At 60.8% G+C, this 10,158-nt stretch carries 11 protein-coding genes; 3 read left to right on the plus strand and 8 right to left on the minus strand.

The features are described 5' to 3' along the window. The first annotated feature begins 185 nt into the window (after nucleotides 1-185). The 3 genes from J3P95_RS20255 (at nucleotide 186) to J3P95_RS20265 (ending at nucleotide 2,071) form a co-directional block, all read left to right on the plus strand. The gene (locus J3P95_RS20255) at nucleotides 186-530 is read left to right on the plus strand and encodes a pilin assembly protein (protein WP_186611161.1); all 345 of its coding nucleotides are present in this window, start codon (nucleotides 186-188) and stop codon (nucleotides 528-530) included. A 286-nt stretch (nucleotides 531-816) separates the two neighbouring features. Beyond that, a complete protein-coding gene (locus tag J3P95_RS20260; protein WP_014336761.1) occupies nucleotides 817-1,230 on the plus strand; it encodes a DUF4398 domain-containing protein in 414 nt (137 codons plus the stop codon). Between the two features lie 49 nt (nucleotides 1,231-1,279). Beyond that, the gene (locus J3P95_RS20265) at nucleotides 1,280-2,071 is read left to right on the plus strand and encodes an OmpA family protein (protein WP_434558473.1); all 792 of its coding nucleotides are present in this window, start codon (nucleotides 1,280-1,282) and stop codon (nucleotides 2,069-2,071) included. A gap of 77 nt (nucleotides 2,072-2,148) precedes the next feature. On the opposite strand, the gene J3P95_RS20270 is transcribed toward J3P95_RS20265, so the two are convergent. From J3P95_RS20270 to J3P95_RS20305, 8 genes are all read right to left on the minus strand, one after another. After that, nucleotides 2,149-2,478 carry a hypothetical protein gene (locus J3P95_RS20270; protein ID WP_186611159.1) on the minus strand — a complete coding sequence of 110 codons (330 nt, stop codon included), beginning with the start codon at nucleotides 2,476-2,478 and terminating at the stop codon, nucleotides 2,149-2,151. Next, on the minus strand, nucleotides 2,475-3,380 hold the full coding sequence (locus J3P95_RS20275; protein ID WP_434579929.1) for an alpha/beta hydrolase: 906 nt from the start codon (nucleotides 3,378-3,380) through the stop codon (nucleotides 2,475-2,477). The genes J3P95_RS20270 and J3P95_RS20275 overlap by 4 nt, the downstream gene beginning before the upstream one ends. Nucleotides 3,381-3,442: 62 nt before the next feature. Beyond that, complete coding sequence (locus tag J3P95_RS20280) at nucleotides 3,443-4,720, minus strand: flavohemoglobin expression-modulating QEGLA motif protein (RefSeq protein ID WP_434558475.1); 1,278 nt, start codon at nucleotides 4,718-4,720, stop codon at nucleotides 3,443-3,445. 36 nt (nucleotides 4,721-4,756) lie between these two features. Next, a complete protein-coding gene (locus J3P95_RS20285; RefSeq protein WP_434558476.1) occupies nucleotides 4,757-5,311 on the minus strand; it encodes a hypothetical protein in 555 nt (184 codons plus the stop codon). Between the two features lie 27 nt (nucleotides 5,312-5,338). After that, nucleotides 5,339-6,055: a TetR/AcrR family transcriptional regulator gene (locus tag J3P95_RS20290; protein ID WP_434558477.1), complete on the minus strand. Its 717-nt coding sequence runs from the start codon at nucleotides 6,053-6,055 to the stop codon at nucleotides 5,339-5,341. A gap of 100 nt (nucleotides 6,056-6,155) precedes the next feature. Continuing rightward, nucleotides 6,156-7,658, minus strand: a complete 1,503-nt coding sequence (lysS, locus tag J3P95_RS20295) for a lysine--tRNA ligase (protein WP_434558478.1) — start codon at nucleotides 7,656-7,658, stop codon at nucleotides 6,156-6,158. Between the two features lie 108 nt (nucleotides 7,659-7,766). After that, nucleotides 7,767-8,862 (minus strand): peptide chain release factor 2 gene (gene prfB / locus J3P95_RS20300; RefSeq protein ID WP_186611153.1). Its coding sequence is split into 2 segments (ribosomal slippage): nucleotides 7,767-8,789 and nucleotides 8,791-8,862, totalling 1,095 coding nucleotides; the frame shifts between segments, so codons are not numbered across the junction. 269 nt (nucleotides 8,863-9,131) lie between these two features. Then, the gene (locus tag J3P95_RS20305; protein ID WP_434558479.1) at nucleotides 9,132-10,133 is read right to left on the minus strand and encodes a diguanylate cyclase; all 1,002 of its coding nucleotides are present in this window, start codon (nucleotides 10,131-10,133) and stop codon (nucleotides 9,132-9,134) included. Nucleotides 10,134-10,158: the final 25 nt, after the last annotated feature.

The following is a 10,158-nucleotide window of genomic DNA, read 5'->3' on the forward strand; positions in this document are numbered from 1 at the left end:
CTCCAGCAAAAAGGTCCGGACAGCTTTGTAGAAGACAGCTCCTGAGAAGAGAGTGCCGATGCCGGTCGTTTATGACAAGCGACGAAGGGACTTTAAACCTTGTCGGACAAAGCTAGTCTCATGAATAAGCCACACAACGGCTTGTCACTATCGCGCCTGCCACGAGCAGGCCCACTGAGGCCATCATGAAAATCCGTGAACTCGCCCAGCATTGGGAAGAAAACGCCAAGGGTCACCTGACCCAGACCGGCTACTCGATTCATCTGGACGTGGAGGCCGCTGCGCGACTGGCGGCGATCTGCGACATGTATCCCAAGCGCCAGCCTGAGGAACTGCTCGGTGAATTGATCGGCGCTGCGCTGGAGGAGCTCGAAGCGAGCTTTCCCTACATCAAGGGTTCACACGTCGTCGCCACCGACGAGGAAGGCGACCCCCTGTATGAAGATGTCGGGCCAACCCCGCGCTTTCTCGCGCTGTCCCGCCGTCACTTGCAGCAACTTTCTTCGCAGAACGACAAGTCCAGGCACTGATCCCCTCCTCCATTTTTGCGCGATTCCCGGCACTGCACTGGGTTTCAAGGTGCCGGGCATACCGCCGCATGCCGTGAAAGTTCAGCTTTTTCGCGCCTGACCGATCAGTCAGCATTTCTTTTGGCGATTGGCCATCCCTGCCTGAACTTTTGAAAAACGCCTCGGGTCACACCGAGTAACCATACTGGAACGGCCGTTTAAATAAACGCGCCCTGGCGCCAGCGCCAAAACAGACGTCACGGCTTCGGTCCCAGCATGGATAAGTGTTTTTTTCAGGAGTTTTCCAATGGAGTTGAAGCCTATGAATACCTGCACTGCCAAACCCTCATCCACTGGCCTGCGCGGCCTGAAGTTGGCTGCCCTGGCTATCGGTAGCAGCTTCATCCTGGCCGGTTGTGCCGGCAATCCACCTTCTGAGCAGTACGCAGTCACGCAATCGGCGGTCAACAGCGCCGTCAGCGCCGGCGGTACCGAGTTCGCTGCAGTGGAAATGAAATCGGCCCAGGACAAGCTCAAGCAGGCCGAGATCGCCATGCACGACGAGAATTACGAAGAGGCCAAGCGTCTGGCCGAACAGGCCGAGTGGGACGCCCGCGTCGCCGAGCGCAAGGCCCAGGCCGCCAAAGCCGAACAAGCACTCAAGGATTCCCAGAAAGGGGTTCAGGAACTGCGTCAGGAAGGCATGAACAAGGTTCAGTAAACCTGTCCACGCCACGACGTACTTCTCAACGATAAAAGGACGACAGACTATGACGCACAAACATTTCATGATGCCCGCCCTGCTCGCCGCCTGCGTAGCCCTGGCCGCTTGCTCCCACGACCCGAACGCGAACCTGGAACAGGCCCGCACCAACTACAACGGCCTGCAGGCCGATCCAGCCGCCACTAAAGTCGCCGCCCTGGAAACCAAGGACGCCGCCGAATTCCTGGCCAAGGCCGACAAGGCCTACCTGGACAAGGAAGACGAAGCCAAGGTTGACCAACTGGCCTACCTGACCAACCAGCGTGTCGAGGTGGCCAAGCAGACCATCGCCCTGCGCAACGCCGAAGCCGAGCTGAAAAACGCCGGTGACGAACGCGCCCGCGCCCTGCTCGACGCACGTAACGCGCAGATCAAGCAGCTGCAGGACAGCCTCAACGCCAAGCAGACCGAGCGCGGTACGCTGGTGACCTTCGGCGACGTGCTGTTTGCCACCAACAAGTCCGACCTGCGCACCAGCGGCATGACCAACGTGAGCAAACTGGCGCAGTTCCTCCAGGAAAACCCGGATCGCAAAGTGATCATCGAAGGCTATACCGACAGCACCGGCTCCGACGCGTACAACCAGTCGCTGTCCGAGCGCCGCGCCAGTTCCGTGCGTACCGCCCTGGTAAAAATGGGCGTCGACCCAGCCCGCATCGTGACCCAGGGCTACGGCAAGGAATTCCCGGTGGCAGACAACACCAGCGTCTCGGGCCGTGCCATGAACCGTCGTGTGGAAGTGACCATCTCCAACGACAACCAGCCAGTCGCCCCGCGTTCGACCATGAGCGCGCAATGATCGGCTGACCGCATGACAAAAAGCCCCGCCTGGGTTCGCTCAGGCGGGGCTTTTTATTGCTCACACAATGGAGTCGCTCAGGGCTGCAGTTTTTGCGGCGTTTCCTGGCCCATGCAGCGCACGGCACGCTTCTTCTGGTTGATCAGCACGCCAGTCAGGCCTTTCTGCTCGGTGTCGAACAACACCAGCACGCCATCGATACATTGGGCGACCTGTGGCGCAGGCTCCAGGGCGACTTTGTAATCTTCACCCGGGACGGTCTTGAGCATGGTGAACTGGTCGAGCAGCAACGCATCCTCGGGCTTGGCGAAATGCAGGTAACCGTAATACCAGAGCACCGCGACGGTGCCGAGGATGCTGCAGATGCCGGTGATGATCAGGGGGATGGCGTTACGTTCTTCGCTCATTGCGGGTTCTCGGGTGATTCAACGGATGATTTCGGGTAATTCGCAACCTCGCCCAGGAGGCGCAGGCCGTCGAAGTGCTGGGGATCGTCGAGGTAACGCAGCATCACGGTTCGCCAGGTCGGGTCGGCGAAGGTTTGTACATGCCCGCCCCGCGTCAATTGCAGGACCCGGGGTGGCGGCGCAGCTTGATACAAGCGGATGCCATTGGAAAGGGGCACGATGGGATCGTCGAGGCTGTGGTAGATCAGTTTCGGCACGCCAGTCAGTTGCGCCATCGAGCCGATGGCGCTGTCACCGTCCGGCACCCACCATGACAGCGGCACTTGCAACGCCCAGGTCAGCCATGACGTGCCCAAGGCAAAACGGCCGACGTCGCGATAACTGGCGGGCACGCCGTCGAGCACCACCGCCTTGAGCTGCCGCTGGCGCTGGGGATGTTCGACAAGGTAATGCACCGCCAGCGCGCCGCCCAGGCTCTGGCCGAGCAACACCAGCGGCTTGCCCTGGACGTCGGGCGACTGGTCGAGCCATTGGAACGCCGCGTCGATGTCCTGGTAGATCGCCGGCAGGCTCGGCTCACCTTCGGAGACGCCATAGCCACGGTAATCGATCATCAAGACTTGATACCCCTGCTCGGGCAACCACCAGCTCCCGCCCAGGTGCCAGGCCAGGTTGCCGCCATTGCCGTGCAGATGCAGCACCGTGCCCTTGACCTCGACGCCCGGCTTGGCCGGTAACCACCAACCGCGCAGCTTCAGGCCGTCAGCGGTGGTCAGGGTGACGTCGCGGTATTCGAGCTTGGCCCGCTCCGGCGTGAAAGGCAGGCCGCGCTCCGGGTAGAACAGCAGGGAGCTGCAACCGCTCAGGGCCAACAACAGGCAAATGATGCCGAGGGTTCGCATCCGGTGCAGCCTCGCAAGTCAGAAGTTGAACGCAGTCCCCCTGTGGTTGGACTTCGTGATGCTTAAAGGATGTTGGAATAATCCGCTTCGATCCGGTCCAGGCTCAGATGGTTCAAGAAGTTGGAGAAGCACATCCAGGCCGACAGCGCGTTCATGTCGCGAAATTGTTCGGGCAGGTACTTGGGCGGGACGACCAGGCCTTCGTCCACCAGTTGCCGCAACGTGCGCATGTCCTCAAGGGTGGTCTTGCCGCAGAACAGCAGCGGCACTTGCTCCAGCTTGCCTTTGCGCACGGCCAGCTGAATATAGTTGTAAACCATGATGAAGCCCTTGAGGTAGGACAAGTCCTTGGTGAATGGCAGACCGGTCGGCACCGAGCCACGGAAAACCCGACTGGCGTTGCCATAGCTATCGGCCATTTCAAAACCTTGCTCGCGGAAGAACTCGAACACCTGCAGGAAATCGGCCCCCTCCTCCACCATGTGAATGGCGCGGGTGCGGTTGGTGAGCTTGCGCAGGCGACTCGGGTAAGAGGCGAAGGTGATGATTTCCATCAGGATCGCCAGGCCTTCCTGGGTCACCGTCGACGAGGGTGGGCCCTTGGACAGGAAGGTGCAGATCGGCTGGTTCAAACCGTTCAGGGTGGTGCCGACGTGCACCAATCCCTCATGGACTTCCAGGGCCCGCACGTCTCGCTCATTGAACATCGCATCGGTGCGAATCTTGATGTAGTCGGCGCCCGCCGCCGCGTCGGCCACGATGCCGTCGGACTCGAACACGCGGATGGTTTCCTCGGCTTCGCCAAACACCCGGTTGAGGCGGTGTTGCAACAGGCTGACGGCTTCCTTGGCGCTGAGCTCCTTGGGTTCGTCCTTGAGGTCGCCACGGCCGTCGATGTTATTCAGATAATCGGAGAGCATCAGGCCCAGGTCGGCCAGGGTCGGGTCACCGGCATGAAAGGCGTCGGAGGCGGCGCCGTACAGTTCCTGGGAAATTAGCCCGAAATCCTCGGTGCCGCGCGCTTCGAGCATGCGCACCACCATGCGGTACTCCTTGCACATGCGCCGCATGATCTGGCCCACCGGGTTGAACTGCCCAAGCTGGCGGGTGATGTCGCGCTCGATGTTCTGGAATTCCAGCTTCACCTTGCTCGAATCGAACGCCAGCGGTCGGTTCAGGTAATAGTCGCGGTCCACGGCAGGCATTTCCTTGCCCTTGGCCTTGAGAAAGCCCTTGCGGATGCTCTCGTCCCACTTCACCGCGTCGAGAATGCGAATCGGCGTTTGCGCCAGCACAATGCGATCGGACAAGTTGCGTATCGTCTGCTGGTAATCGTCCACCCGGAACTCCTGTGAAAAAACGTCCGTTTGTTGCAGTTATTGGGGTTGGGTCAGTCGTTGGTAGCGCACGGCTTCCGAGAACACATCGGAGTTCGCCGGGTTGTCGAGATAGCTGAAGACCTTGTCCATGTCACTGTCCACCAACACGCCGTCGCCTTCCTCGCTCTGGTTCGGCTGGCCGCTGAGGATCTTCTGGCTGATCGCCTGGTTGATTTGGTCCAAGTCCAGGTTGTAGACCACCAGTTCCTGCTTGTCGGTCAGTTCGAAGCCGGCGATGACAAAATGTCCGCCATACCGGGCCGGCACCTTGGCCGACAGGTACCAGCGGCTGCCGTGACGGGAGACGGTCAGGGGAATGGCTTCGCGCTCCTGGGGCTTGGCCCTGAAGTAGCTGATCGCCTGATAGCGATGCTTGCCGACCTCCGTCAGCTCCAGGTTCAGCGGTTCACCCCAGGCATTGGTGCTGGTCCACTGGCCAAGCAGGCCATTGGGCGCGGCTTCGCTGTCGGGCAACGGCGCCTTGAACGACACCAGGCAACCACTGAGCAACAGCAACGACACGGCCAGCACGACGGCACGCCAGGCTTTCATTTGAACTCCCTATGGCAACAGTTCGGGTTACACCGACGCCAGTACCAGGTGCATGTAACGGGTCAGGATGCCAAGCATGTCTTCATCGGCTACCGGCTCGGCGCCATTGAGCAAGCCCTGATATTCCATCCGTCCGATAATCGCCGTCAACACTTTGGCATCCTGTTGCGGCTCACGCGAGCCCAAAACCTGGAAAAACTGACACGTCCCGTGCAGCAGGATTTGCTGATGGGAGCGTACCAGTTCGGCCAGGCGCGGGTTGAGCAGCGCTTCCTGGCGGAACGCCTGCTCGGCCATCAGGTAATCGCGACGACTCTGCAATTGATGCTGCACGTAGTCCGCCGTCATCCGCGCGATGTCGTCCGCCAGCTGCGAGCGTGCTGCCGCGCTGCCGTCGCCATAGGCGACCATTTCGCGCAACAGGCCTTCATTGTTGGTCCACAGCTTGGCCATGAAGGCCGCGCTACGTTCCACGTATTGAGCGAAGGTATCGGTGAGCAGGTCATCGATGTCCTTGAAATAGTAAGTGGTGGCCGACAGCGGCACGCCCGCTTCAGCAGCCACCGCGCGGTGTCGCACCGCCCGCACGCCATCGCGCACCACGATGCGCATGGCCGCGTCGAGAATCTCCTGGCGGCGCTGTTCACTGCCCTGTCGGCTGGCCTTGCGGCCCTGGTACTGAACACTTTCAGCGACAGCAGTGGCGACGCCCGCTGCACCTTCTGGAGCCATTGCACGATTCACGACAGGTCTTTCCTCGCTAGTCAGAAGTAACCATTTGATACGTTTGTACCAGACAGGCAATAAAAAGCCGCCCATCGAGGCGGCTTTTTAACTGAAACACTTACGCTTGGGGCCGCATGTGCGGGAAGAGGATGACATCCCGGATCGACGGTGAGTTGGTCAACAACATCACCAGGCGATCGATCCCGATGCCTTCGCCAGCCGTCGGCGGCATGCCGTACTCCAGGGCACGGACAAAATCGGCGTCGTAGTGCATGGCTTCGTCGTCACCCGCGTCCTTGTCGGCCACCTGGGCCATGAAGCGCTCGGCCTGGTCTTCGGCATCGTTGAGCTCGGAATAGGCGTTGGCGATTTCACGACCACCGATAAACAGCTCGAAACGGTCGGTCACGCTTGGGTTCTCGTCGTTGCGACGGGCCAGCGGCGAGACTTCGAACGGGTATTGGGTAATGAAATGCGGCTGTTCCAGCTTGTGCTCGACCAGCTCTTCGAAAATCATCACTTGCAGCTTGCCCAGGCCTTCGAAGCCAAGGACTTTGGCGCCGGCCTTCTTGGCGATGGCACGGGCCTTGTCGATGTCCTGCAGGTCGGCGGCGGTGATCTCAGGGTTGTACTTGAGGATCGAATCAAACACCGACAGGCGCACGAACGGCTCGCCGAAGTGGAACACTTTGTCGCCGTACGGCACGTCGGTGGTGCCCAATACCAACTGCGCCAGCTCGCGGAACAGTTCTTCGGTCAGGTCCATGTTGTCTTTGTAGTCAGCGTAGGCCTGGTAGAACTCGAGCATGGTGAACTCGGGGTTGTGCCGGGTCGAGACGCCTTCGTTACGGAAGTTGCGGTTGATCTCGAAGACCTTTTCAAATCCACCGACAACAAGCCGCTTGAGGTACAGCTCCGGCGCGATACGCAGGAACATTTCCATGTCCAGGGCGTTGTGGTGGGTCTCGAACGGCTTGGCCGCCGCGCCGCCAGGAATGGTCTGCAACATCGGCGTCTCGACTTCGAGGAAGTCACGCTTCATCAGGAAGCTGCGGATGTGGGCGATGACCTGCGAGCGCACGCGGAAGGTGTGGCGCACGTCTTCGTTGACGATCAGGTCGACGTAGCGCTGGCGATAGCGCTGCTCGGTGTCGGTCAGGCCGTGGTGTTTGTCCGGCAGCGGGCGCAGGGACTTGGTCAACAAGCGCACGCTGGTCATTTCGACGTACAGGTCGCCCTTGCCGGAACGGGCCAGGGTGCCTTCGGCGGCAATGATGTCGCCCAGGTCCCAGGTCTTGACGGCCGCCAGGGTTTCTTCCGGCAGGGTCTTGCGGTTGACGTAGACCTGGATGCGACCGGTCATGTCCTGGATCACCAGGAACGAACCACGATCGAGCATGATGCGACCGGCGACCTTTACTGGAATCGCCGCCTCGGCCAGCTCTTCCTTGGTCTTGTCCGCGTACTTCTTCTGCAGGACGTCGCAATACGCGTCGCGGCGGAAGTCGTTAGGGAAGGCCTGGCCCTTGGCGCGCTCGGCAGCAAGCTTTTCCTTGCGCAGGGCGATCAGGGAGTTTTCTTCCTGTTGCAGGGCTTGCGGGTCGAGTTCTAGGTCGCTCATGTCTTTAAGGTTTCCATCACAGGTTCGTTGCCCCCGGCCCCGGGGCCGGAGTTTGCGGGCAAGCCTCGCTCCCGAGGAAGCGTGCCTGCCCGCCGCGTGGGTGTCGCGTTACAGCCCTTGCTTGAGGCTGGCGATCAGGTACTCATCGATATCGCCGTCGAGCACTTTATCGCAGTCGCTGCGTTCGATGCTGGTGCGTAAATCCTTGATCCGCGAAGCGTCGAGCACGTACGAACGGATCTGGTGACCCCAGCCGATGTCCGACTTGGTGTCTTCCAGGGCCTGGGACGCGGCATTGCGCTTCTGCACTTCCTGCTCGTACAAACGCGCCCGCAGCATTTTCATCGCGGTGTCTTTGTTCGCGTGCTGGGAGCGTTCGTTCTGGCAACTGACCACGGTGTTGGTCGGTACGTGGGTAATCCGTACGGCCGAGTCGGTGGTGTTGACGTGCTGGCCACCGGCACCGGAGGAGCGGTAGGTGTCGATGCGCAGATCGGCAGGGTTGATCTCGATTTCGATGTTGTCATCGATTTCCGGCGAGACGAATACCGCCGAGAAGGAGGTGTGCCGACGGTTGCCGGAGTCGAACGGGCTCTTGCGCACCAGGCGATGCACGCCGATCTCGGTACGCAACCAGCCAAAGGCGTATTCGCCCTTGATGTGCACGGTGGCGCCCTTGATCCCGGCGACTTCACCGGCGGACAGTTCCATGATGGTGGCGTCGAAACCGCGTTTGTCAGCCCAGCGCAGGTACATGCGCAGCAGGATGTTGGCCCAGTCCTGGGCTTCGGTGCCGCCGGAGCCGGCCTGGATGTCCAGGTAGGCGTTGTTCATGTCCATCTCGCCGCTGAACATGCGACGGAATTCCAGCTTGGCCAGGGCCTCTTCGAGACGTGTCAGTTCGGCGACAACATCGCCGACCGCACCTTCGTCATTCTCTTCGACGGCCATGTCCAGCAGGTCGCGGCAATCGGCCAGGCCACTGGACATCTCGTCCAGGGTCTCGACGATCTGCGCCAGCGCAGAGCGCTCGCGGCCCAGCTCCTGGGCGTAGGAAGGGTTGTTCCAGACATTCGGATCTTCAAGCTCGCGATTGACTTCGGTCAGGCGCTCATGCTTTTGATCGTAGTCAAAGATACCCCCGAATAGTTTCGGAGCGCTCGGACAGGTCCTTGATGGTGTTCAGGATCGGGTTGATTTCCATGGCGGGCAGCACTCGTTGGCGAACTTTTGAAAGCCGGCGAGTATAACGTAATCAAGCGCCAGCGGCAGCCCGCCTGGCGGCTTTAGGGGGAATGAGATTGAGCGTACGGCCCCTGTGGCGAGGGAGCTTGCTCCCGCTGGGTTGCGCAGCAGCCCCAAAACGGCCCCCTCAATCGACCTGGCACACCGAGCCAACTGGTTTCAGGGCCGCTGCGCGCCCCAGCGGGAGCAAGCTCCCTCGCCACAAAAGCAATCTCGCCAAGCAGGGATTTATTCAACCCCCACCCGATTACGCCCATTGTGCTTGGCCAGGTACAGCCCCTTGTCCGCCGCCGAAATCAGTTGCCGGCAATCGCCGCCCTGCTGTGGGGTGAAGGTCGAGACGCCAATGCTGATGGTCAGGTTCGCGCCACCGTCAGGCGTGGCATGAGGGATTTTCAGGGCGACCACGCTCTGGCGCAGTTTCTCGGCCATCAACCGGGCGCCGCCCGGCGCGGTGCCCGGCAGAACCAGGGCGAACTCCTCGCCGCCATAGCGGGCCGGTAGGTCAGAGGGGCGGCTGCACGACTCGCGGATCGCCGTGGCGACCTTGCGCAGGGCTTCATCGCCCTCCAGGTGTCCGAAGTTGTCGTTGTAGGACTTGAAGTAGTCCACGTCGATCATCAACAGCGACAGCTGGGTCTGGTCCCGCAGCGCCCTCCTCCATTCCAGCTCCAGGTATTCATCGAAGTGCCGGCGGTTGGACAGCCCCGTGAGGCCATCGGAGTTCATCAGCCGTTGCAACACCAGGTTGGTGTCAAGCAACTGCTGCTGGCTGATCCGCAAGGCGCGATAAGCTGCGTCGCGCTGCAACAGCATCATGTAGGAACGAGAGTGATAACGGATGCGCGCCACCAGCTCGATGTTATCCGGCAACTTGACCAAGTAATCATTGGCCCCGGCGGCAAACGCCGCGCTCTTGACCAGCGGCTCCTCCTTGGTGGACAGGACAATGATCGGGATGTCACGGGTCGCCGGGTGGTTGCGGTATTCCCGCACCAGGCTCAGGCCGTCGAGGCCTGGCATAACCAGGTCCTGGAGAATCACCGTCGGCTTGATACGAACGGCGTTGGCGATGGCTTGGTGAGGGTCGGAGCAGAAGTGGAAATCGATGTTCTGCTCATTCGACAACCCGCGCCGCACTGCCTCGCCGATCATCGCCTGGTCGTCGACGAGCAAGACCATCGCGGCGTTCTCGTCGCGCTTGAAATCGTCGAGTTGTAAATCATTCATGGAGGCTCACCTGAATACTGCCTGG

The sequence above is a fragment of the Pseudomonas sp. Z5-35 genome, from assembly GCF_051131945.1.
GTDB lineage: Bacteria > Pseudomonadota > Gammaproteobacteria > Pseudomonadales > Pseudomonadaceae > Aquipseudomonas > Aquipseudomonas marvdashtae.

Coding starts and splice junctions, on each gene's coding strand:
- J3P95_RS20275 (WP_434579929.1), bottom strand. CDS start 3,380: ATGCGAACCCTCGGCATCATTTGCCTGTTGTTGGCCCTGAGCGGTTGC.
- J3P95_RS20255 (WP_186611161.1), top strand. CDS start 186: ATGAAAATCCGTGAACTCGCCCAGCATTGGGAAGAAAACGCCAAGGGT.
- J3P95_RS20270 (WP_186611159.1), bottom strand. CDS start 2,478: ATGAGCGAAGAACGTAACGCCATCCCCCTGATCATCACCGGCATCTGC.
- J3P95_RS20265 (WP_434558473.1), top strand. CDS start 1,280: ATGACGCACAAACATTTCATGATGCCCGCCCTGCTCGCCGCCTGCGTA.
- J3P95_RS20260 (WP_014336761.1), top strand. CDS start 817: ATGGAGTTGAAGCCTATGAATACCTGCACTGCCAAACCCTCATCCACT.
- J3P95_RS20305 (WP_434558479.1), bottom strand. CDS start 10,133: ATGAATGATTTACAACTCGACGATTTCAAGCGCGACGAGAACGCCGCG.
- lysS (WP_434558478.1), bottom strand. CDS start 7,658: ATGAGCGACCTAGAACTCGACCCGCAAGCCCTGCAACAGGAAGAAAAC.
- J3P95_RS20285 (WP_434558476.1), bottom strand. CDS start 5,311: ATGAAAGCCTGGCGTGCCGTCGTGCTGGCCGTGTCGTTGCTGTTGCTC.